Below are 20258 nucleotides of genomic sequence, written 5' to 3' on the forward strand. Positions count from 1 at the left end.
CTAAAGCCGAAGCTTTAGATCCGAGATTTACTAGCGAATTGACTTCGCTCATGTTTAATTCTTTTCATTTAAGAAAAGCCCTATCACATTTACGAAACTTTGTTCAGTTTTCAAAGGACTACCTTGTCGGTAAGACACAACCAACGTGTTTAAGTTTATCATATCTTATCACACGTTGTCAAGAACTTTTTTGAAGCGTTCATTTGGTGAAGCGCTTCATAACTGCTCGCGACAACTTTTAAATCATACCAAGCTTTTCTGAAACTGTCAACAAGTTTTTTTGCTGACGCTTTGGAAACGCCGGTGTTATCTAAAAGACAACTTTGATATCATACCAACTCCAGGTAGTATCGTCAACCGAAAATCGAAACTTTTTCATGAGATGAAAACAGTCCGAATCATCTCGCGAATTCTGCGCCGCGATGTTCGGACTATCTGTTAGTTGACGTTATTTAGTTCTGAATTGTTCGGATGTTTCAACAGTTGCTGACATTCCGGGCATAATCCATAAACTTCCAAATGGTGGCCGGAAACCTTGAAACCCGTTTTACCAGCGGCGACATTCTCCACATCGAACGCTTTATCGTAATGAAAGTCGACGATCTTACCGCAATTGGTGCACACTGCGTGGTAATGCGGGGTTAAAGCAAAGTCAAAATGGACTGCCGCATCGGCTACGCTCATTTCTTCGATCAAACCCAAATCGGCTAACAGCCGTAAATTATTGTATACAGTTGCCACACTTAAATGGGGAAAATCTTTGACCAATGCTGCATGGATCATCTCTGCTGTTGGATGTGCCGTACTTTCAATCATGAAACGGATAATGGCGATCCGCTGCGGTGTCACCCGGATGCCTTTGTGCTTTAAGGTTTGGATGGTTTGGTCAAACACTTGATGCATCGTCTTCACCTACTTTATTGACGTGTTACTGCCTAACGCAAGAATAGCGCGAATACTTTCTAAAAACAAGTGTCGTTATGCGCTAACCAGCCAAAAACCAACACTTGCATCAGTTAGTATGTTGCGCCAGCCTAAACCCGCTTAGAGAAGAAAAAAGACCCCGCTAACGGGATCCCAACTGACGATCATTTACTGCTGCTGGAACTGCTGGAACTAGAGCTTGAGCTGCTGCTGTCAGCCTTGCTGAGTTCAGGCGCATCCGTTGTATATTCCACAGGCTTGCCATCGTGTTGGCTCAATACCGAAGTCCCTTTCTTCTGGGCTTTCTTCAACTTTGCCAAGGCAGTTTTCTTGTTGTAAGAATAATCGGACTTCACGACTTTACTAAAGCCTTTAGGGGTATAGAACCGTAACAAATCAGAATTCATCACCCGATCTGATAAGGATAGTTCCGTCGTGACTTGATTGGTGGACTGATCAATGGCTTTCTTCTGGGCTGCTGATAACCGTTTGATGACTTTGCCGGTTTGCGTGTTGTAGTAGGTACTGCCGACTTTAGTATACTGCGGTGTCACAAAATCGCCGTTTCTAAAGGCGACGGTTTGGCTGTGCTGGCTGCTTAACAAGTCGGAACCAAATTGGACATAATTAGACGCATCGATACCCACTAAGTTCAACAGGGTCGGTAAAACGTCGATTTCCCCACCATAAGTGTGGTTGATGCCGCCTTTAAGCCCTGGCATATGGATCATTAGCGGCACGCGCTGGAACTGAGCGTTATCGAAGTTGTTAAACGACTTCTTGCCCAATAACTTCGCCACAGCCTTCTTATGGTTGCCAGAGATGCCATAGTGATCCCCATAGAACACCACCATACTATTCTTCTCTAAGCCAGACTGTTTCAGCCAAGTCATAAATTCACCGATAGACTGGTCCAAATATTTGGCAGTTTGCACGTAGCCATCCACCGTATCATCGCCGGTGTCGGTTTTGGCAATCGTTTGGTTCTGTTTGTCTAAGGTATACGGATAGTGATTGGTGACGGTGATCAGCTTGGCATAAAACGGCTGCGGCAGCTGTTCGACGTATGATGCAGAATCTTTCATGAAGATCTTGTCTTTAAGTCCATACCCGACATCATAATTCTTGCCTGATTGGAAATAGCCTTCGGTGAACCAATAATCATAACCCCACGACTTATAGGTATTGTCGCGATTCCAGAAACTTGGCACATCCCCATGAAAAGCAGCGGTGGTGTAGCCATTCTGGCCCATAATGGCAGGCGCGGCTTGGAAAGTGTTGGTGGTCCCATCAGAAACCATCGCCGAGCCTTCAGGCAGGCCAAACAACGAGTTTTCAAGCATCATTTCTGCATCTGCGGTTTTACCTTGGCCGACTTGATTGAAGAAATTGTCAAAACTCAAGGTATCCGATTGATGATACAGCTTATTCAAGTTAGGCGTGACTGCTTGGCCATCCCACTTAAAGTCGATCAGAAACTGCTGGAAAGACTCCAAGTGGATAATGAAGACATTCTTGCCTTTAGCCACTCCGGCATATTCTGCGTTAGGGGTGACGTGATTGTTCTTAAGGTAACTTAGCACCGAGTCGATATCGCTGGCTTTGGCATTGGCCTTAGTCGCACTGGTTTGGGCGGTTTTCACCCCATCCACAACAGTATAAGCATTTAGGCCGAGATACTTAACAATATAGTTATTATCAAAAGTCCGCGTCAAAAGTCCGGAACGATCTGAATACGCCATACTCAAATTAGCGCCAAACAACAACACCGCCAAGAATGACACCCCAACGGCAAAGCGCTTCTTGATCGGGCGAATGTCCATGCGCAGCAAATGCGTTGCCAACAAGACGATCAAAATCGCCACATCCAAGAATACCAGCCAATCACTGGGCCGCAAGATTCCAAAAACCCCTTTGGACAAGTTATTGGAAACCGCCCCTGAACCTTTGATCAAAGCAAACGTGAGAAAATCCGAAAACTCTCGATAATACAAGATGTTGGCAAACAACCAGGTACTGGTCAAGACGTCAACTACTAACATCACGATATAAGATTTGCGTCCGCTCAAATACAAGGCGATCCCAAACAACAACAATGTCGTCGGGATTGGATTGAGCGCCAGCAGCAATTCTTGCATGCTGCCTTTCACCCCAAGATTGAATTTATTGTTGTATGCCCAATAAGTTTTCGCCCAAAACAAGGCGATGGCAAGGACAAAAAATCCGAGTCGGGAGCTAAAAAACGCTCGAACCTTGCTGCCGATAAGTTTCATCGTGATCCTCCGCTGATTAAAGTTGTTAATAATGATTGATTATATCACACCCGTTAGTCTACACATTTGTCTAGAAAAAGACAATTTTGGTGCAGGTGATTGACCGGTTTTTAAGGACATCTTAAGGTAGCAAGCCCAAACTGGCACGGTGTTGTGCGGTATCGCGCAATGGAATTCGGCTAGCTTGTCAAAGCCCCCCGGCAGCATATAAGCTGTGTTGCCGCGTGGCTTAAACCGCCTTTTGCTTGCCGTTATCGCCGCTTTAGGCACAAAAAAAAAACGCACCACCGAAGCGGCACGCAGGCGGATCAGACTAGTCCCCGAGGAGATCATAGATCTCCATCGCCACTAGGTCGATATCATCGAAATCAAATTTCTGGTGATGATCCATTTCTTCTAGGGTATAGGTTTCTGTCTTCGGGTCAAAGGACACTTCGCCCTTTTCGACACCGTCTTTCTCGAAGCGGCGCGTCTGCACGTCGCCATCGGTTGCTTCTTGCATCGCTTCAAGGCGCTTGATGATCGCAACTAATTGTGAGCTCTTCATACCAACGGCCCCCTTCCTGTACTTCTGTGATAGCGTACCATAAAATGGCCTGCTGTGACCATGAAAAAAGCTGAAACTCAAACTTTTTTAGCGTTTCCATGAGCATCCATGCGCTTGGCAGGCACTGCCAGCGCCAAGATTCCGCATACGATCCCCAAGTAATACGTTAATAGTCGCCATAACAACATCGCCAATACCAGCTGCGCAGGGGTCGCCACAAAATGCGCAAACAAGGTCTTAAACGTCAACTCTGCCCCGCCAGTGCCGCCGGGAATCGGAAACAATGACACGATCATGACGATCATCACATGTGACACCATCACCGTGACCAGATCCACATGCCCCAGCCCAAAGCTCAACAAGACAAAATATGGCACTGAGTAGTACAACACCAACTGGATCAACGTCAACCCAGCGGCGCGCAACACCTTTTGTTTTTCTTGTTTGAGATGCAGGCTTTCAGCATAGAAGGTATCGATTTTGTGATCCATCTTCAATTGCCACTTCTGCATCCGCACCCGGCCGATAAACCACCCGCAGGCTTTGACCGCCAGTTGCACCAAACGCTTGGTGAAGCGGTATTGATACATCACCAATAACAAGCCGATGATGACAACCACATGGATCACCAACCCGAACACGATCAGCCACGCCAGCGGTTGAAAATGCGTCGCCACTCGCCGAAAGCCGACAATGATCGTCAAGACGAAGTTGATCAGCACCATAAACTGATACACCACAAACTTCATCAACAACACCGAACTGGCCCGCCCGCCTTCGACACCAGATTGCATCAGCGCCACCAATTGCGCCGGCTGTCCGCCTGAAGCAAAAGGGGTGATATTATTGAACAGCTGCTCGATCAACGGCACCCGCATCGCTGAGCGAAATGGCAAGTGTTCACCAGGGTGTTCCACGAAGGTCTTGACCACCACGCTTTCCACCAGCCAAGACGCCAGCATCACCGCCAGCGCTACCACCAGCCACTGCAGCTGCATGTGATTCAAAGTGTGCCACACTTGCCGCACATCCAGGTCTTTCATTTCAAAGGCGAAGATCGCCACGCCAATGGCCACCATCACGAAGACGGCGAATTGATTTTTCTTATTCATGCCTTAACGCCAGCGTGGCTTGTTCGCGGTAGAATTTCTCCCACACCCGCGCCAGCCGGGCCTCCGAATATTCTTCTGCCGCCAAGCGACTCTTGTGTTGGTAATCTTGCTGCATCGCATCAGACGCACGCAACGCCCGCAACTGCTGATTCATGGCGGCACCATCTTTGGCCATCATGGCATACGGGCGGATGATGCCATCGTATAACGCCAAATCGCGCACCATCACCGGTGTTTGCGTGGAGAAGGCTTCAAGCACCGCCATGGGGAAGAGTTCCTCAAACGACGGCAACAAGAACACATCGGCGATGTTGTAGTAATCCACCATTTCTTCACGCGGCACGATCCCGGTGAACGTCAAGTTATCTGGCGCGTTAGCCACCGCTGACTTCAAGTGGTCGTAACCATTGGTGATCATCCCAAACGAAAAGCCGCCAGCCCAAATGAAGCGCATGTCGCGATTACGCTTGGCTAAGGCAATGAAATCATCGACGCCTTTGCGATCTTGCACTTGCCCGGCGCCAAACACCACGAAATCCTTCTGGCCAACGCCATATTTCTGACGCAAGCTGGCTTTATTGACGTCAGATTCAGGATAGAAGGTCTTGCGCGACACAAAATTAGGAATATACACGACCTTATGCGGATCGATGCCATATGCTGCTAAGCGCGGAATGAAATTTGGATTCACCACCACCAACACATCCATGCGCTTATAGAATTGCACCACATACTTATCCAACGTCCAGCGTGCCGGGCGCGGCAGACTCAGACTTTGATCCAAGGTATCTGGCAAGAAGTGAACATAGCCGATTTTGCGGCCGCGCTTTTTGGAGAAAGTCGACGCAAAAAAAGCCGGGTCGATCGTATGGTAATGACTCACCAGACTCGGCCGGTAATTGTTGATGGAGATCTTGAACTCATTTGGAAAATACCGCTTCAACAAGTCGATCAATTCAGTGTATACGGCGCCGACACCTTGGCCTGCGACTTTGTCTGCTGAACTGAACATATGAATATCGATCATTGCTACCCCTTTGCTTGATACTCTTGATCTGCATCCGTCGTGGTGGTGATTTCAGCATTCTGCGCAATGGCTTGTTCATAGAACGCCAACACCGCATCCCCGAATGTGTCGGCTGAAATTGCCGTCAGCTTCTCATTCAATGGTGCCGGATCGTCAAAGGCTTGCGGATGGGCTAAATAGCGCAGTACCTGAGCGCCCATTTGCGCATCTGTGGTAAACGTTGTGCCGATCGCCGGATCATCCAACAAGTTGTTGGTGTATTCTGCCGCCAAGGCCACGACTTTGCAACCTGCGGCCATTGCTTCGATATAGGTCAACCCTTGAGACTCTGAATCAGACGCTGAAACAAACACATCAGCACAGCGATAATAATCCGGCACTGCCGAATGATCCACCTCACCAATAAATCGCACATGTTGGCCTAAGCCTAGCGCTTGCGCTTGAGTCTCCAAATCAGCTTTAGCCGGACCATCACCAACCACTAACAACACCGCATTGGGTTGTGCCGCCAAGATCTGCGGCATTACCGCAATAACCCGGTCGATGCGTTTCTCGTAAGCCACCCGACTTAACGACAATAACACCGGCACGTCAGCCAAACCCAGCTCTTCGCGCAAATGCGGACGTTTGGCTGCTTGAAATTGCGTCAAGTCCACCCCGGTGGGAATGATTGCTTTAGGCGTTTTGATGCCATAGCCATTTAACGACTCAGCAGTGCGCTCACTAGGGCAGATTACGCCGGCGACATGGTATAAGTAAGCGCGCATGAATTGGCGCACATGATATGGCCGCAACAAGTGGCCATTCATCACGTAATGCAAATAGTCTTCATACATCGTGTGATAGGTATGCACCGTCGGAATCTTCAATTGCCGCGCCACGAATTTCCCAATATACCCCATTGAGAATTCTGTTTGCGTATGCACGATGTCCAGCTTTAATTCTTTGGCCACCGCATAGGCATGAAACAATCCGCGCACCGCGATGCGCCGATCTGTAAACGACACGAACGGCACGCTGGTGAACCGGAATAAATTCGGTTCCACAGCAGAATCTGGCACATGCGGATCGCTGGTGGTGAAAATATATACCGTATGCCCCTTGCGCTCAAGGTCATCTTTTAGCGTTTTGATCGATGTCGACACGCCAGACACCTGTGGGAAATACGTATCTGTAAAAATACCGATGTTCATCAGACTTCCTCCAAACGTAGGCAGCTTATTCTCTTATAGTATACGACAAGCCAAGCCTAGCGCCAAAAATCTCTTCACTAGCCATTGTACCAGACTGCAGCGACTTGCCTATCATTCGGAAGTCTCAATTTACCAGGCTAAACAATTCCTTAAGCTGTTGGCCCTTGATCCAGATCACAATCAAATTGTGCGATAATGAAAATAATACGATCAAGGAGGTGCACCATGCGACGAATGCAACACAAGAAGCGTAAACACTGGGGAAGACGCATCGTGATCACGTTATTGAGCTTGGTGCTCATCGTGGGACTTGGTGCTTACTTCTTCCCTCAGTTGAACAACACCTATCGCAACCTCAGCGGCAATGACACACCAGCAGACACTGCCGTTAAATCAGCCCTCAAACAACAACTCAACGCCCAGAAAACTGGTAATGCCGCCACCGATCAAGTGATCGATCAAGTCACCAACGCCATTGATCACACCCAGATGGCGACGTTGATGAAGGCTGCCGATGACCAACAAACCGCCAAAACTCTGCTGGTCAATGCCGGCGTTCCTGCAACCGCCGCCAGCACAGTGACCAGCACCATTTTCAGCGATCCGGCCTTCGATCCATTGCGCCAGAAACTGGCCGCAGGCGATTATGCTGGTGTCTATCAAGCCGCCAAGACCTTGCAAAATTCCGGCGACTACAGCCAACTCAGCAGCGCCTTACAAGCCTTGACCCAATAAACAACGCACAACCACAAACGGCTATGCGCCACATTCGATATTTGAATGCGGCCCATAGCCGTTTGTGGTGCTTGCAACCAATCAGAATTTACGAAAACGCGCCTGCCGCTTAGCCAACAGTTCCGCAATCGGCAGTGCTTGTAAGGTGGCAAATTCTTGCCCCAACGCGTGTTGCAAATCAGCTGCCAGTTCATCACCAGTCGGTACCACCTTTTCGATCACTTCAGCCGCCAGCAACTCTTGCGGCGTTAACTTCATCAGCGCTGCGGCTTGGTCGGCTTTAGTGACATCTTTAAACAAGATCGATGCAAAACCTTCCGGAGACAAAATCGCGTACATGCTTTCGGCGGTCATCCACACTTCATCCCCACACGCTAACGCCAAGGCCCCACCGCTGCCCCCTTCACCAACGATCACCGCGATCATTGGCGTTTGCAAAGTTGCTGCAGTCACTAACAACTCAGCAATCGCCGCAGCTTGCCCATTATCTTCAGCATCTTTGCCAGGATAAGCGCCTGGCGTGTCGATCAAAGTTAAGATCGGCCGATGAAACTTCTCGGCTTGCTTCATTAAGCGCAGCGCCTGGCGATAACCCCAAGGCTCTGGGCTGCCGCCATGCGTGGCTAGGCGCTCAGGCAGCGTTTGCCCCTTGTTGGTGGCGATCACCGTGATCGGCATCGTTTCAAGCCACCCGATGCCGCCGATGATCGCCGGATCATCACCATGCGCGCGATCACCATGCAATTGCATGAAGTCTCGACAAATACCGTTGATCAATTGTTGCGCCGGGTAGCGATTAGCCCGGGCTTGTTTGACCTGTTCAAACATGGCCAACCTCCTGGTGCAGCTGCAATAGCCACGCCAAGCGGGCTTTGAGTTGCGCCCGCGGCACAATGGCATCGATAAAGCCACATGCCAGAACTTGTTCGGCTTGTTGGAAACTGGCAGGCAATTTGGTATGCAGCGTCGCTTCAATCACCCGCCGGCCGGCAAAACCCACCCGCGCATGCGGTTCGGCCAAGATCACATCACCTTGCATCGCAAAACTTGCACACACCCCGCCCATTGTCGGATCACTTAACACGACAAAATACGGTAAAGCCGCTTGCGCATGTTGCGCCACTGCAGCTGAGATCTTGGCCATTTGCATCAGCGACTTGATGCCTTCTTGCATCCGCGCACCGCCGCTGGTAGCCACGACCACCACCGCCAAGCGCTGCACAGTCGCACGTTCAAACAACCGACACAAACGTTCGCCTGCCACTTGGCCAAGCGAACCCATCATGTAATAACTGTCCATCACCGCCAAGGCACAAGTCGACTCGCCGATTTTGGCCAGTCCGCAGCACACACTTTCGCTGCTGGTGGTAGCAGCTGCTGCTTGGGCACGCTTATGCGCATAGCCAGGAAAATCAACTGCCGCTAAGTTCAGCTCTTCATCCCAAGGCTCGAAACTATCGCAAAGCTGTGCGATCCGCGCTTGGGCACTCAAACGCAGGCCATAACCGCAATGCGGACAAACTAATTCTGCGCCAAAACGGCCGCGGTAGGCGCTGGTATGACAGCTGGGACAAGTGCGCCACAAACCTTCAGGAATCGCTTGGGCGCGCTTTAAGGTCGCTTCATCTAAGGCTGTTTGTTGTGGTTTGAGCATCATTATCCTCCACATAAGTGATCGTCGCCGCACCGGTTTGCACCGTGGGCTTAGCGATCAAATTTAACTGAGCGGCGACATTTGTTGTCACCCCTTGGATCTTGAACTCCTTTAACGCACGCTGCATGCGCTGCCAGGCGAGCGGCGCAGAATCTGCATGCACGATCAATTTGGCCAACATCGCATCATAATATGGGCTCAAGCGCGTGCCGACTTTGATACCAGTATCGATGCGCACCCCAGCGCCGCCTAAAGGCCAACGAATTTGGGTAATTTGATCACGCGCGCCATTGGCTTGCGCATTGATTCGACATTCGATCGCCACGCCTTGCGCTGGCAACACCCGATCACCTTGGGTCAATGGCATACCGGCGGCGATCATGATCTGCCAGCGTAACAGATCCACGCCGGTGACACATTCGCTGATGGGGTGCTCCACTTGGATGCGCGTGTTCATTTCCATGAAATACACCCCTGCTTCATCCACCAAGAATTCGATGGTACCAGCATTCACATAACCGACTCCTTGCGCCAAACGCTGGGCATAAGCTTGGAGCTGCTTGCGTCTGGCAGGTGATAATTGCAGACAGGGGCTGATTTCGATCAGCTTTTGTTTGGCCTTTTGCAATGAACAATCGCGCTCAGGGAAAACCCACACATGGCCGGCTTGATCGCCTAACACTTGCACTTCAATATGCTTGGCGGCTGTCAGGACTTTCTCTAAATACATGCTGTCATCCGCAAACGCAGCCATCGCTTCTTGCTGAGCCGGCTGCCACAAAGCACTTAAGGCTGCTTCATCTGCGATCTTGCGGATCCCTTTGCCCCCACCGCCAGCTGCGGCTTTAAGCATTAGCGGGTAGCCGATTTGGCCTGCAGCAATCTGGGCTTGCGCCAATTCATGTAACGCCTCACTGCCTGGGATCACCGGCACCGCGAATTTGGCAGCTAATGCACGAGCTTGAGCCTTATCGCCAAGTTGTTTGATTGTCAAAGCACTTGGTCCAATAAATACGATTCCGGCTTGCTCGCAAAGCTCGGCAAAATCACTATTTTCAGATAAGAAGCCAAATCCGGGATGGATCGCTTCTGCCCCGGTAAGCACTGCTGCTGCCAAGATGTTTTGCATGTTCAAATATGACTGCGCCGCCGGACCCGGCCCAATGCACACTGCCGTATCGGCTAACGCCACTGCCAAACTGTCAACATCCGGCTCCGCATAGCCAACGATGGCACTAGCCCCAAGCTCATGGATCACTTGGATCAAGCGCACCGCAATTTCACCACGGTTAGCCACGAAAATTTTGTTAAACATGGCGCCCCCTATTGTAAGGCAAATACCAGCTCGGCAGCACACGCCAGATCTTCGCCGATATACGCTTTGCCTTTGCCGCGCCCGATGCCGTTTGCCACCTTATCTAAATCCACTTCCAAGCGCAACACATCCCCTGGGCGCACCATATGCCGAAACTTCGCCTTGGTGATGCCGCCAAGAAAAGCAGTTTTGCCATGATTTTCCGGCAAGCTCAACAAGGCTACTGCGCCGGTTTGCGCCAAGGCCTCGATTTGCAAGACCCCTGGGAAAATCGGATTATTAGGAAAATGCCCTTGGAAAATGGCTTCATTAACTGAGACGTTCTTCACGCCCACAGCCCGCTGGCCAGGTTCTAAGGTCAACACGCGATCAACCAGCAACATCGGGTAACGATGCGGCAGGATCTGCATGATTTCTTGTGCTTCAAGCATCGGCTTCCTCCTCAACAATAAATAGCGGCTGATGATATTCAACCAAGGCGGCATCTGCCACCAAACATTCTTTGATCACGCCGCTAATGGGACTTTTGACTTCATTCAGCATCTTCATCGATTCGATCACACACACCACTTCCCCAGCCGAAACATGGTCGCCAACGGCTTTATATACCGGCTCATCAGGCTTCGGCGCCAGGTACACAATTCCGACTAATGGCGCATCGATACTCGGTTGTTGCGCCGCCTGGGCGGGTTTTGGTGCAGCTGGCGCACTGGTGGCTTGGGGACTTTTGGTCAGGTGCAAGTGCACGGCGCCATTGGTGTAATCTAATTCACTGATCTGACTGGCTTCAAGCTTATCGATCAACGTTGCGATCGTCGCTTCATCCATATGCATGGGCACCTCCTAGCACTAACACTGCATTGTGACCGCCAAATCCAAACGAATTACTCAAAGCAAAAGGCGTCTTAGGCAATGTTTGCGGTTCAGTCACTAAATTTACTAAGCAAGCCGGATCCGCTTCAGCACTTAAGTTGATGGGCAAAGTATCAAGATTCAACGCGGCTAAAGTCATGATTGCTTCTACCGCTCCAGCGGCCCCTAACAAATGCCCAGTCATGCCTTTAGTTGAGCTGACCAACACGCCATGATCGCCAAAGACCTTGGCAATAGCCGTGCTTTCCATTAAGTCATTCGCCACTGTCGCCGTGCCATGCGCATTGATGTAACCGATCGCTTCTGGGGTCAAATTCGCATCGGCGATTGCTTGACGCATGGCATTGGCAGGTTGTTCGCCGCTAGGATCCGGTGCGGTCATATGATAAGCGTCACTCGTTGCGCCAAAGCCTGCGACATAGCCTAAGATCTTAGCACCGCGCGCTTTGGCATGTGCTTCTGCTTCCAAGATCAATGTGCCGGCCCCTTCACCCATCACAAAGCCGCTGCGGGTTTTGGCAAAAGGCAGGCTGGCTTGTTTGGGATCCACTGCTGGCGACAAAGCTGTTAAAGCCGCGAAGCCGCCGATACCGATTTCATTGATCGACGCTTCAGCCCCACCGGTGATCACCACATCAGCCCGTCCGCTTTTGATACATTGCATCGCTTGGCCAATCGCCGAAGTTGCTGACGCACACGCCGTCACCACCGCATAGCTTTCGCCTTTGGCTTGAAAATGCTCTGCCAAGACCCCGGCGGCCATGTTGATGATCGCCATAGGCACAAATAACGGCGAAATGCGTTTAGGGCCTTTGGCGTTCTTCTTAGTGACTTGTTCTTCGATGGTGGTCAACCCGCCAATGCCAGATCCGTAGATCACTGCTAAGCGCTCAGGTGCCACCGCATCGCTTAGGTGTGCTTGTTGCGCAGCTTCAATGGCGCTATACAACGCATATTGCGTAAACAGATCCAGGCGTTTGCTTAACTTCTTGGCGACGCGCTTGGTTACGTCAAATGCTTTAACCTCACCGGCCACGCTGATTCCTGTGGCTTCAGCGGCAAATTTCGTGATCGCTGCAAGACCACAGCGACCTTGCAGCATGTTGGCGGTTGTTTCCGCCAAGTCATTGCCTAAGGCGTTTACGGTGCCCATGCCTGTCACAACCACTCGTGTCATTATCTTTCCTCCTCGCCTCGCGTCACCGCCTGGCAACGCTTGGTATTATCGTTATTGCACATTACATGTGCAAAGCAGCGCGACAGTGCGATAAGCTGTGACGCCGCTTTGAGATTACGTTAACCCGCCGTCGATGGTCAGCACTTGGCCGTTCATGTATTCGTTGTGGATCAAGAACAGGACCGCTTCAGCAACTTCTTGCGGAGTGCCGAAGCGCCGCAGGGGGATCGTTGCCAACATTTGGGCTTTGATCGCATCACTTAACCCTTGGGTCATTGCCGTGTCGATCATCCCCGGGGCTACCGCATTGACGCGAATGTGCCGTCTGCCGCCTTCTTTGGCTAAGGTTTTCGTTAAGCCAACAATGCCGGCTTTGCTGGCGGCATAATTGGCTTGACCGATATTGCCGATTTGCCCCACCACACTGGCCAAATTCACGATCACACCGCTTCTGGCTTTATTCATGACTTGAAAGGCCGGTTGAGTCACATTATACGTGCCGATCAAGTTCACCTCGACCACCTCGGCAAAAGCCGCTGGTGTCATTCTCACTGCCAATTGATCCTTGGTAATGCCAGCATTGTTGACTAACACATCGACCCTGCCAAATTGGGCTTGGGTCGCTTCGATCAAACCTTGAGCAGCTGTTGGGTCTTCGATTGGTGCCAGATACACCAACGATTGGCTGCCAGTTGCAGCAATTTCGGCTAACAATTGTGCTGGCGGCTGATGCCGCGCGTTTAACACCACATTAGTGCCGGCTTTTGCCAGCTGCAGTGCCACCGCCGCGCCAATGCCGCGACTGGCGCCAGTAACGATCGCGGTTTTTCCAGTAAGTTCCATAAACCCTCCTGTTAAAGCATTTGATCACTTAACGACACAACATGCACCTGAGGCAGCTGGCGCGAAACCAGTTTTGCCAACATCGGCTTGGGACTGATCTCAATGAAGTCCGTGGCCCCCTGGGCGGCTAGCAAGGCCACCGTTTGGGCAAAATCCGTGCCATGCGTCAACTGCGCCGTCAACGTTTCTGTGATCGTTTCCGGCACAAACGGCGCTTGGGCCGTGGTTGACCAAGTCGCCTGACCGGATCGCCAGTTAACTTGCTGCAAGGCCTCATGCAAAGCCGGTTGCGCCGATTGCATCAACGGGGTATGAAACGCCCCAGCGACTTCAAGCGGCAAATGCCGCAGCTTAGCCTGCTTCAACTCGGCAGCAAAAGCATCCAGCGCAGCGGCTTGACCGCCGACCACCACTTGGGTCGGCGCATTGCGATTGGCTTGCCAAATTCCAGCCGGCAAAGGCGGCAATTCTTGTCCTTGGCGCAATTGGATCGCCAGCATTTGTCCTGGCGTTTGTAAGGCGGCTTTGGCCATTGCTTGACCGCGCACCAGCGTCACTTGCATAATTTCAGCCAGCGTAGCCATTCTGGCGGCACAAACAGCGGCATATTCGCCTAAGCTTAACCCAATCAACACATCCGCTTGAATGCCGCTGGCTTGATACACTGCCAGCTCATAAGCCACAAGTGCCGGCTGCAGCAAATCTGGGTGTTGCACCAGCGGCGATTCACCAAACAAATACCCCATTAAATCAAAGGGCAAGCTGGCTTGAGCCTGCTGCATGGTTTCTTTGAACGTCAAACTATTTTTACTGTCAGAAGCCCCCATGCCGACGAATTCAGCCCCTTGGCCGTTAAACATCACCACTGTGGTCATGGCGCCACCAACCGTTCTTGTAAGCCGCTGGCAACCACTTGTTGCGCTTCTTGCATGATATTATCTAAAATCGTTTGCGCAGGCAAGACTTCATGCACTAGCCCGGCGATTTGCCCGGCCATAAATGAACCGCGCTGAGGATCGCCTTCTTGTACCGCGATCCTCAGCGAACCGTTGCCCAAGGCTTCAACTGCTGACATATCGCCGCCTTGAATCGCCAATTGTTTCTCTAAGCGCAAATATTGGCGACTCATCGGGTTCTTCAAGACACGCGCCGCATGTCCAACATATAAGCCTGTCACCAAGGTGTCCACGTCTTTGGCCGCAACGACAGCTTGTTGATATTGCGGATGGATCCGCGTTTCACTGGCGGCCAAGAACCGCGTGCCCATTTGCACACCACTGGCCCCCAAGGCCAACGCAGCCACCACACCGCGCCCATCAGCGATCCCGCCAGCAGCGATCACCGGCAAGTCAATAGCATCAACCACTTGTGGCACCAACGCCATGGTGGTCATCGCGCCGATATGGCCACCAGACTCCATGCCTTCAGCGATCACGCCATCCACCCCGCTGCGGGCCATACGCGAAGCCAACGCCACCGATGGCACCACCGGCAAAACGACGCTGCCGGCTTGTTGCAGCTGGTCAAGATAACGGCTTGGATCGCCGGCCCCAGTGGTTACTACGGCGACTTGAGCAGCAGCCACGACTTCGATCACCTCAGCCACGTATGGTGACAGTAACATCACATTCACCCCGAAAGGCTTATTGGTGTGAGCTTTGGCAATGGCAATCTGTTCTTTGACATAAGCGGCAGGCGCGTGGCCGGCACCGATGATGCCCAGGCCGCCAGCCTCAGACACCGCCGCTGCTAAATGCCCGGTCGCCACCCAAGCCATCCCCCCTTGAAAAAGGGGATAGCGCAAGCCGAGCTTGCGTAACATCGGCTCCATAACTACGCCGCCTTTGAAATGAAGCTGACCAGATCTTGGACTGTTTGAATGTTTTCATCCGTGTCGATCGTGACTTCAAAGGCGTCTTCGATTTCATTGATGATTTCAAAAATATCCAGGCTATCAGCATCTAAGTCGTTTTTGAAATTCGTGTTTAACTTGACTGCTTCAATTGGTTGATCCAATTGGTCAGCGATAATGGCTTGGACTTTGGTAAAGATTTCGGTGTTATTCATGAGTTACGCTCCTTTTTCTAGTAGGTCAATAAGATACTGCCGACTGCCAGTCCCCCGCCAAAGCCGCATAACAGCAGCTTCTGACCGCGAACCACCCGTGAGTCGGCGATACATTCATGCAATAAGATCGCAATGCTGGCGGCACTGGTGTTGCCATATTCTGCCATATTGTGCGGCATTTGTGCCGGCATTAACTTCAGGCGTTTGGCGATAGCCGTGAGCATTCGCGCGTTGGCTTGGTGCAATAAGTAAACATCTGCTGGCGGCATCCGCTTCAACGACGCCACCACTTCGCGTAAGGCAAATTGATAAACTGCCTGCCCATCCATGGCGAAGAATGGTCGATCACACCCCGCCCCAACTTGCAGCTGCTGGCTATTATCTCCGAAACTGTGCAAGTCCACTGGCGGCAAAGGCTGCCCATCCGCTTGGACCAAGACCCCGCCAGCCCCATCGCCGAACAAGACGGCAGTTTTGCGATCTTGCCAATCGACTAAGCGCGACAACGTCTCGCTGGCGATCACCAACCCGCAACTGGCTGAGCCGTTGAGCAAGTTAGCCGCCAGGTGCAAGGCGTAAACAAAACCTGCACAAGCCACATTCACGGTTAATGCATAGGCATTAGTGGCCTTGAGGCTGCCTTGGATTCGGTTGGCCTCGCCAGGCGTTAAGTGGTCCGGGCTCATGGTCGCAACAATAATGAAATCCAGTGCCGTTGCCGGCAGCGCACTTTGCGTCAATAAGTCTTGAGCCACTGCCAACCCCATCGAATACGTCGTTTCACGCGTTGCGATGCGTCGCGCTTTGATGCCGGTACGCTGGCTGATCCATTCATCTGAGGTGTCCAGCGTTTGGCTTAAGTCATCATTGGTCACGCGATGGTTTGGGACCTGCATAGCTGTGGCGACAATGCGCATATTCTTCCTCCTTTACCTGGATTGGTCTTGCTTTTGAATAAATGCCATCAGATTGTCTAATGCCGCTTCGATCAATTGAATGTCATGATCGTCAAAGCCTTGAACAAAACTGTCCACCATCTGCTGATGAAACGCTTGGTGCGCACGATACATCAAACGGCCTTTGCGGGTGAGCTGCAAGTTGACCACCCTGGCGTCTTTTGGGTCATGGACCCGCTCGACGTAGCCTTTGACCACCAGATGTTTGATGGCCACAGTTAATGTTCCTTGCGTCACGTGCAAGCGTTCAGCCACGGTGCGCGAGGTCGGTGCGGCGTGTAAGCCAATAGCATCGATGGTATGCATTTCCGAAATTGATAAGTCCGAAAAACGGCTGCGCCGCAACTCGGTTTCTTCAATGCGCAAGATATCGCGGTAAACTCTTTCTAATTTGGTGTTGATGCGTTTCATGATCGGACGTTGTGCCATTATCCCATGGCCTCCATATTCAACTGATTTGATATTCAAAGTATCAGTCAAATGAAGGCCTGGGTCAAGCGCCATCGTTGGCTTGAACGACGAAGCGCAACGTCGCTTCTCCCACAGTTTGCCCAGCCACCCTGGCCACACAAGTCACAGTACCCATATTAGCCCGGACTTTACCCATGGTCACTGTGATCTCCAGACAACTGCCTGCCGTGACTGGTAACGGAAATTTGGCATCATTGATTGCTGCTAAGTAAGCCGTTTGATTAGCGAAAATCGGCGAGTTTAAGATCAACACCGATGCCGCTTGAGCCATCATCTCGATCATCAGGCTATTGGCCAACAGTCCTTTACCAGGCGCATACCCGTTGAGGTGATCTTCGGCATGTGTCAAATATTTGTGGACAGTCACCGAGATGTCAGGTGTTAAGGCGGTCACCTCATCAACATAAAATATTGGAAAGCGATTCGGAATCAATTGCTGCACCGCATTTCCATCCAAGATCTGCATAAATTCACCTCCCACATCCAACAATTACTTGGATGATCAAAGTATACCGCCAATGGTTTGAATGTCAAACCTTTTTTTCGCGATAAATATTCCATAACTGTTTCACATCAAAGCTGACAAGGGTTATGAATACCATTATGAATATATTTATTAAAAGATGAAAGCCTTGTCAATTCGCAGTATAAAACCATATTGAGCTCAGGCACTGCAGCACTTGCTTTGGTACACAAAAAAAGCATTGCCTAAGCAATGCCTAACTACTGTTTTCATGTCTTGCAGCTTCCGGTTAATACTTCTACCGGCGATCGGGGTCGAACCGATACTCCCTCAACGGGAACTGGATTTTGAGTCCAGCGCGTCTGCCAATTCCGCCACGCCGGCATGACATGAACTATATTATACACGCTTTTGGAGTAACCCGCAAGCAAAGGCGGTGATCGGATTTGAACCGACGCATAGAGGTTTTGCAGACCTTTGCCTTACCACTTGGCTACACCGCCAGGATGTCTATTTGCTCCAAAAGAGCAATTGGGGTAGCTGGATTCGAACCAGCGCATGACGGAGTCAAAGTCCGTTGCCTTACCGCTTGGCTATACCCCAATCAAGGGCGGTATGTGGGGATCGAACCCACGTGTGCCGGTGCCACAAACCGGTGTGTTAACCACTTCACCAATACCGCCATGATATTAAAAGCAGGGATAGTAGGAATTGAACCCACACTGACGGTTTTGGAGACCGTAGTTCTACCTTTAAACTATATCCCTATAAATGGAGGATCTAGGATTCGAACCTAGGAACCCGAAGGAACGGATTTACAGTCCGTCGCGTTTAGCCTCTTCGCTAATCCTCCAGAAATGGCGCGGGACGGAATCGAACCGCCGACACATGGAGCTTCAATCCATTGCTCTACCAACTGAGCTACCGAGCCATTAACGGTTCCAACGAGACTCGAACTCGTGATCTCCTGCGTGACAGGCAGGCGTCCTAACCAACTAGACCATGGAACCAACATATTAAGTTGTAATTGCGGGAGCTGGATTTGAACCAACGACCTTCGGGTTATGAGCCCGACGAGCTACCAGACTGCTCCATCCCGCGATAATGTGTATAAGGAGAATGAGGGATTCGAACCCTCGCGTGGGTTTCCCCACCTGACGGTTTTCAAGACCGTTCCCTTCAGCCACTTGGGTAATTCTCCATATGTGCTGCTTAACTGACCCGTACGAGATTTGAACTCATGTTACCGCCGTGAAAGGGCGGTGTCTTAACCACTTGACCAACGGGCCATTACATAATAACGGAGAAGGAGGGATTTGAACCCTCGCGCCAGTTTCCCGACCTACACCCTTAGCAGGGGCGCCTCTTCAGCCACTTGAGTACTTCTCCATGATTACTATTCAGTTAATGGGCCTAAATGGACTTGAACCATCGACCTCACGCTTATCAGGCGTGCGCTCTAACCAGCTGAGCTATAGGCCCATATTACAGATTCCAGCGGGTGACGAGAATCGAACTCGCGACAACAGCTTGGAAGGCTGTGGTTTTACCACTAAACTACACCCGCATTACGGTATCGGGTTATGGCGCGGGACAGAATCGAACTGCCGACACATGGAGCTTCAATCCATTGCTCTACCAACTGAGCTACCGAGCCGACACCGGTTCCAACGAGACTCGAACTCGTGATCTCCTGCGTGACAGGCAGGCGTCCTAACCAACTAGACCATGGAACCAATTGCGGGAGCTGGATTTGAACCAACGACCTTCGGGTTATGAGCCCGACGAGCTACCAGACTGCTCCATCCCGCGATAATATTAAATTAATAAAGCGCCGGTCCAACGGCTGGTCCGATGGACCTTGTAGGGCTCGAACCTACGACCGGACGGTTATGAGCCGTCTGCTCTAACCAACTGAGCTAAAGGTCCAAGCTCTATCGCGGCGGGGGGGATCGAACCCTCGACCTCCCGGGTATGAACCGGACGCTCTAGCCAGCTGAGCTACACCGCGATGTTCCATGAACAAGAATGTTCAATCGGGAAAACAGGATTCGAACCTGCGACCCCCTGGTCCCAAACCAGGTGCTCTACCAAGCTGAGCTATTTCCCGAACAATGCACCCAGTAGGAGTCGAACCTACAACCTTCTGATTCGTAGTCAGACACTCTATCCAATTGCGCTATGGGTGCATGTGCTTTCACTGATCTCTCAGCGAAGCGGAAGACGAGATTCGAACTCGCGACCTCCACCATGGCAAGGTGATGTTCTACCACTGAACTACTTCCGCATTATTCAATTAATGCCGACTAAAGGATTCGAACCTTCGACCCTCTGTTTACAAGACAGATGCTCTGCCAGCTGAGCTAAGTCGGCATGGACTCAACCGGTGCTGCTAAGTACTTTGGGAGGATCAATTGCTTGATCCAATGGAGGATATAGGGCTCGAACCTATGACCCTCTGCTTGTAAGGCAGACGCTCTCCCAACTGAGCTAATCCTCCAATTCAGCGTGGCGGCTTCCTACCCTCGCAGGCAGTCACCCACCAACTACTCTCGGCGTAGAGAAGCTTAACTTCTGTGTTCGGCATGGGAACAGGTGTATCCTTCTCGCTATCGCCACCACACTGTA

21 protein-coding genes, 24 tRNA genes and 1 rRNA gene are annotated in these 20258 nt (G+C 51.2%); 2 read left to right on the plus strand and 44 right to left on the minus strand.

Going from position 1 to position 20258, the window contains the following annotated elements; translation table 11 throughout:
- Positions 1–194 (plus strand): hypothetical protein (locus ACGG90_RS13970; RefSeq protein ID WP_390410381.1); only part of this gene is annotated, 194 nt, incomplete at its 5' end.
- A 244-nt stretch (positions 195–438) separates the two neighbouring features.
- Here ACGG90_RS13970 and ACGG90_RS13975 read toward each other — a convergent pair.
- The 6 genes from ACGG90_RS13975 to ACGG90_RS14000 all read right to left on the minus strand — a co-directional run bounded on the left by ACGG90_RS13975 (position 439) and on the right by ACGG90_RS14000 (position 7076).
- Positions 439–903, minus strand: coding sequence for a Fur family transcriptional regulator (locus ACGG90_RS13975; RefSeq protein WP_390410382.1), 465 nt, complete (start codon positions 901–903; stop codon positions 439–441).
- Between the two features lie 185 nt (positions 904–1088).
- On the minus strand, positions 1089–3197 hold the full coding sequence (locus ACGG90_RS13980) for an LTA synthase family protein (RefSeq protein WP_390410384.1): 2109 nt from the start codon (positions 3195–3197) through the stop codon (positions 1089–1091).
- 313 nt (positions 3198–3510) lie between these two features.
- Entirely contained in the window at positions 3511–3744 is a 234-nt protein-coding gene (locus ACGG90_RS13985; protein ID WP_390410386.1) for a YkuJ family protein, read from the minus strand.
- A gap of 77 nt (positions 3745–3821) precedes the next feature.
- On the minus strand, positions 3822–4856 hold the full coding sequence (locus ACGG90_RS13990) for a lysylphosphatidylglycerol synthase transmembrane domain-containing protein (RefSeq protein WP_390410388.1): 1035 nt from the start codon (positions 4854–4856) through the stop codon (positions 3822–3824).
- Positions 4849–5883: a glycosyltransferase family 4 protein gene (locus tag ACGG90_RS13995; RefSeq protein ID WP_390410389.1), complete on the minus strand. Its 1035-nt coding sequence runs from the start codon at positions 5881–5883 to the stop codon at positions 4849–4851. Before ACGG90_RS13995 ends, ACGG90_RS13990 begins: the two co-directional genes overlap by 8 nt.
- Before the next feature lie 2 nt (positions 5884–5885).
- Positions 5886–7076 carry a glycosyltransferase family 4 protein gene (locus ACGG90_RS14000; protein ID WP_390410390.1) on the minus strand — a complete coding sequence of 397 codons (1191 nt, stop codon included), beginning with the start codon at positions 7074–7076 and terminating at the stop codon, positions 5886–5888.
- 225 nt (positions 7077–7301) lie between these two features.
- On the opposite strand from ACGG90_RS14000, the gene ACGG90_RS14005 reads away from it, so the two are divergent.
- Positions 7302–7811, plus strand: coding sequence for a hypothetical protein (locus ACGG90_RS14005; protein ID WP_390410392.1), 510 nt, complete (start codon positions 7302–7304; stop codon positions 7809–7811).
- 81 nt (positions 7812–7892) lie between these two features.
- Here the strand turns inward: ACGG90_RS14005 and ACGG90_RS14010 are convergent, their stop codons facing one another.
- The 38 genes from ACGG90_RS14010 to rrf form a co-directional block, all read right to left on the minus strand.
- The gene (locus ACGG90_RS14010; protein ID WP_390410394.1) at positions 7893–8639 is read right to left on the minus strand and encodes a carboxyl transferase domain-containing protein; all 747 of its coding nucleotides are present in this window, start codon (positions 8637–8639) and stop codon (positions 7893–7895) included.
- Positions 8632–9468: an acetyl-CoA carboxylase carboxyltransferase subunit beta gene (locus ACGG90_RS14015; protein ID WP_390410396.1), complete on the minus strand. Its 837-nt coding sequence runs from the start codon at positions 9466–9468 to the stop codon at positions 8632–8634. The genes ACGG90_RS14010 and ACGG90_RS14015 overlap by 8 nt, the downstream gene beginning before the upstream one ends.
- Positions 9434–10780, minus strand: coding sequence for an acetyl-CoA carboxylase biotin carboxylase subunit (locus tag ACGG90_RS14020; RefSeq protein WP_390410398.1), 1347 nt, complete (start codon positions 10778–10780; stop codon positions 9434–9436). The genes ACGG90_RS14015 and ACGG90_RS14020 overlap by 35 nt, the downstream gene beginning before the upstream one ends.
- 8 nt (positions 10781–10788) lie before the next feature.
- Positions 10789–11211: a 3-hydroxyacyl-ACP dehydratase FabZ gene (gene fabZ, locus ACGG90_RS14025; RefSeq protein WP_390410400.1), complete on the minus strand. Its 423-nt coding sequence runs from the start codon at positions 11209–11211 to the stop codon at positions 10789–10791.
- Positions 11204–11608, minus strand: coding sequence for an acetyl-CoA carboxylase biotin carboxyl carrier protein (locus tag ACGG90_RS14030; protein ID WP_390410415.1), 405 nt, complete (start codon positions 11606–11608; stop codon positions 11204–11206). The genes fabZ and ACGG90_RS14030 overlap by 8 nt, the downstream gene beginning before the upstream one ends.
- Positions 11601–12830, minus strand: a complete 1230-nt coding sequence (gene fabF / locus ACGG90_RS14035; RefSeq protein WP_390410401.1) for a beta-ketoacyl-ACP synthase II — start codon at positions 12828–12830, stop codon at positions 11601–11603. Before fabF ends, ACGG90_RS14030 begins: the two co-directional genes overlap by 8 nt.
- Positions 12831–12944: 114 nt before the next feature.
- Positions 12945–13673: a 3-oxoacyl-ACP reductase FabG gene (fabG, locus tag ACGG90_RS14040; protein WP_390410403.1), complete on the minus strand. Its 729-nt coding sequence runs from the start codon at positions 13671–13673 to the stop codon at positions 12945–12947.
- 11 nt (positions 13674–13684) lie between these two features.
- Positions 13685–14548: an ACP S-malonyltransferase gene (locus ACGG90_RS14045; protein ID WP_390410405.1), complete on the minus strand. Its 864-nt coding sequence runs from the start codon at positions 14546–14548 to the stop codon at positions 13685–13687.
- Positions 14545–15504 (minus strand): nitronate monooxygenase, encoded by a 960-nt coding sequence (locus ACGG90_RS14050; RefSeq protein WP_390410407.1) that lies wholly within the window; start codon positions 15502–15504, stop codon positions 14545–14547. The genes ACGG90_RS14045 and ACGG90_RS14050 overlap by 4 nt, the downstream gene beginning before the upstream one ends.
- Positions 15505–15506: 2 nt before the next feature.
- Positions 15507–15740, minus strand: a complete 234-nt coding sequence (locus tag ACGG90_RS14055; RefSeq protein WP_390410408.1) for an acyl carrier protein — start codon at positions 15738–15740, stop codon at positions 15507–15509.
- Between the two features lie 17 nt (positions 15741–15757).
- Positions 15758–16657: a beta-ketoacyl-ACP synthase 3 gene (locus tag ACGG90_RS14060; protein WP_390410410.1), complete on the minus strand. Its 900-nt coding sequence runs from the start codon at positions 16655–16657 to the stop codon at positions 15758–15760.
- A gap of 12 nt (positions 16658–16669) precedes the next feature.
- Positions 16670–17125 carry a MarR family winged helix-turn-helix transcriptional regulator gene (locus ACGG90_RS14065; protein WP_390410411.1) on the minus strand — a complete coding sequence of 152 codons (456 nt, stop codon included), beginning with the start codon at positions 17123–17125 and terminating at the stop codon, positions 16670–16672.
- A 64-nt stretch (positions 17126–17189) separates the two neighbouring features.
- Positions 17190–17633 carry a 3-hydroxyacyl-ACP dehydratase FabZ family protein gene (locus ACGG90_RS14070; protein WP_390410413.1) on the minus strand — a complete coding sequence of 148 codons (444 nt, stop codon included), beginning with the start codon at positions 17631–17633 and terminating at the stop codon, positions 17190–17192.
- A gap of 296 nt (positions 17634–17929) precedes the next feature.
- Positions 17930–18014: transfer RNA gene (locus tag ACGG90_RS14075), tRNA-Leu, on the minus strand.
- 47 nt (positions 18015–18061) lie between these two features.
- Positions 18062–18133: transfer RNA gene (locus ACGG90_RS14080), tRNA-Cys, on the minus strand.
- Between the two features lie 28 nt (positions 18134–18161).
- Positions 18162–18233: transfer RNA gene (locus ACGG90_RS14085), tRNA-Gln, on the minus strand.
- A gap of 6 nt (positions 18234–18239) precedes the next feature.
- Positions 18240–18312 (minus strand) — tRNA-His (locus ACGG90_RS14090).
- Between the two features lie 14 nt (positions 18313–18326).
- Positions 18327–18397, minus strand: a tRNA-Trp gene (locus ACGG90_RS14095).
- A gap of 5 nt (positions 18398–18402) precedes the next feature.
- Positions 18403–18483 (minus strand) — tRNA-Tyr (locus ACGG90_RS14100).
- A 5-nt stretch (positions 18484–18488) separates the two neighbouring features.
- Positions 18489–18561 (minus strand) — tRNA-Phe (locus tag ACGG90_RS14105).
- A gap of 5 nt (positions 18562–18566) precedes the next feature.
- A tRNA-Asp gene (locus ACGG90_RS14110) sits at positions 18567–18640 on the minus strand.
- A gap of 17 nt (positions 18641–18657) precedes the next feature.
- Positions 18658–18731, minus strand: a tRNA-Met gene (locus tag ACGG90_RS14115).
- 12 nt (positions 18732–18743) lie between these two features.
- Positions 18744–18831, minus strand: a tRNA-Ser gene (locus ACGG90_RS14120).
- Positions 18832–18847: 16 nt separating this feature from the next.
- A tRNA-Glu gene (locus ACGG90_RS14125) sits at positions 18848–18919 on the minus strand.
- A gap of 12 nt (positions 18920–18931) precedes the next feature.
- A tRNA-Ser gene (locus ACGG90_RS14130) sits at positions 18932–19019 on the minus strand.
- A 19-nt stretch (positions 19020–19038) separates the two neighbouring features.
- Positions 19039–19112: transfer RNA gene (locus ACGG90_RS14135), tRNA-Ile, on the minus strand.
- Between the two features lie 14 nt (positions 19113–19126).
- Positions 19127–19197 (minus strand) — tRNA-Gly (locus ACGG90_RS14140).
- A 17-nt stretch (positions 19198–19214) separates the two neighbouring features.
- Positions 19215–19287: transfer RNA gene (locus ACGG90_RS14145), tRNA-Phe, on the minus strand.
- A gap of 5 nt (positions 19288–19292) precedes the next feature.
- Positions 19293–19366: transfer RNA gene (locus ACGG90_RS14150), tRNA-Asp, on the minus strand.
- A 2-nt stretch (positions 19367–19368) separates the two neighbouring features.
- A tRNA-Met gene (locus ACGG90_RS14155) sits at positions 19369–19442 on the minus strand.
- Between the two features lie 43 nt (positions 19443–19485).
- A tRNA-Ile gene (locus ACGG90_RS14160) sits at positions 19486–19559 on the minus strand.
- Between the two features lie 8 nt (positions 19560–19567).
- Positions 19568–19641, minus strand: a tRNA-Met gene (locus ACGG90_RS14165).
- A gap of 25 nt (positions 19642–19666) precedes the next feature.
- Positions 19667–19740: transfer RNA gene (locus tag ACGG90_RS14170), tRNA-Pro, on the minus strand.
- A gap of 5 nt (positions 19741–19745) precedes the next feature.
- Positions 19746–19819: transfer RNA gene (locus ACGG90_RS14175), tRNA-Arg, on the minus strand.
- A gap of 26 nt (positions 19820–19845) precedes the next feature.
- Positions 19846–19917 (minus strand) — tRNA-Gly (locus ACGG90_RS14180).
- 13 nt (positions 19918–19930) lie between these two features.
- Positions 19931–20003: transfer RNA gene (locus ACGG90_RS14185), tRNA-Thr, on the minus strand.
- Between the two features lie 54 nt (positions 20004–20057).
- A tRNA-Val gene (locus ACGG90_RS14190) sits at positions 20058–20130 on the minus strand.
- Positions 20131–20136: 6 nt separating this feature from the next.
- Positions 20137–20253: ribosomal RNA gene (gene rrf, locus ACGG90_RS14195) — 5S ribosomal RNA — on the minus strand.
- Positions 20254–20258: the final 5 nt, after the last annotated feature.

Origin of the sequence: Lacticaseibacillus jixiensis, assembly GCF_042847315.1 — a bacterium.
Taxonomy (GTDB): domain Bacteria; phylum Bacillota; class Bacilli; order Lactobacillales; family Lactobacillaceae; genus Lacticaseibacillus; species Lacticaseibacillus jixiensis.

Bases quoted from the DNA above. Each gene is read 5' to 3' on its own strand.
- ACGG90_RS14010 (WP_390410394.1), bottom strand. From the start codon at position 8,639: ATGTTTGAACAGGTCAAACAAGCCCGGGCTAATCGCTACCCGGCGCAA.
- ACGG90_RS14055 (WP_390410408.1), bottom strand. From the start codon at position 15,740: ATGAATAACACCGAAATCTTTACCAAAGTCCAAGCCATTATCGCTGAC.
- ACGG90_RS14030 (WP_390410415.1), bottom strand. From the start codon at position 11,608: ATGGATGAAGCGACGATCGCAACGTTGATCGATAAGCTTGAAGCCAGT.
- ACGG90_RS14070 (WP_390410413.1), bottom strand. From the start codon at position 17,633: ATGCAGATCTTGGATGGAAATGCGGTGCAGCAATTGATTCCGAATCGC.
- fabF (WP_390410401.1), bottom strand. From the start codon at position 12,830: ATGACACGAGTGGTTGTGACAGGCATGGGCACCGTAAACGCCTTAGGC.
- fabG (WP_390410403.1), bottom strand. From the start codon at position 13,673: ATGGAACTTACTGGAAAAACCGCGATCGTTACTGGCGCCAGTCGCGGC.
- ACGG90_RS14045 (WP_390410405.1), bottom strand. From the start codon at position 14,548: ATGACCACAGTGGTGATGTTTAACGGCCAAGGGGCTGAATTCGTCGGC.
- ACGG90_RS14015 (WP_390410396.1), bottom strand. From the start codon at position 9,468: ATGATGCTCAAACCACAACAAACAGCCTTAGATGAAGCGACCTTAAAG.
- ACGG90_RS14050 (WP_390410407.1), bottom strand. From the start codon at position 15,504: ATGGAGCCGATGTTACGCAAGCTCGGCTTGCGCTATCCCCTTTTTCAA.
- fabZ (WP_390410400.1), bottom strand. From the start codon at position 11,211: ATGCTTGAAGCACAAGAAATCATGCAGATCCTGCCGCATCGTTACCCG.
- ACGG90_RS13995 (WP_390410389.1), bottom strand. From the start codon at position 5,883: ATGATCGATATTCATATGTTCAGTTCAGCAGACAAAGTCGCAGGCCAA.
- ACGG90_RS13975 (WP_390410382.1), bottom strand. From the start codon at position 903: ATGCATCAAGTGTTTGACCAAACCATCCAAACCTTAAAGCACAAAGGC.
- ACGG90_RS14065 (WP_390410411.1), bottom strand. From the start codon at position 17,125: ATGGCACAACGTCCGATCATGAAACGCATCAACACCAAATTAGAAAGA.
- ACGG90_RS14060 (WP_390410410.1), bottom strand. From the start codon at position 16,657: ATGCGCATTGTCGCCACAGCTATGCAGGTCCCAAACCATCGCGTGACC.
- ACGG90_RS13985 (WP_390410386.1), bottom strand. From the start codon at position 3,744: ATGAAGAGCTCACAATTAGTTGCGATCATCAAGCGCCTTGAAGCGATG.
- ACGG90_RS14020 (WP_390410398.1), bottom strand. From the start codon at position 10,780: ATGTTTAACAAAATTTTCGTGGCTAACCGTGGTGAAATTGCGGTGCGC.
- ACGG90_RS14005 (WP_390410392.1), top strand. From the start codon at position 7,302: ATGCGACGAATGCAACACAAGAAGCGTAAACACTGGGGAAGACGCATC.
- ACGG90_RS14000 (WP_390410390.1), bottom strand. From the start codon at position 7,076: ATGAACATCGGTATTTTTACAGATACGTATTTCCCACAGGTGTCTGGC.
- ACGG90_RS13990 (WP_390410388.1), bottom strand. From the start codon at position 4,856: ATGAATAAGAAAAATCAATTCGCCGTCTTCGTGATGGTGGCCATTGGC.
- ACGG90_RS13980 (WP_390410384.1), bottom strand. From the start codon at position 3,197: ATGAAACTTATCGGCAGCAAGGTTCGAGCGTTTTTTAGCTCCCGACTC.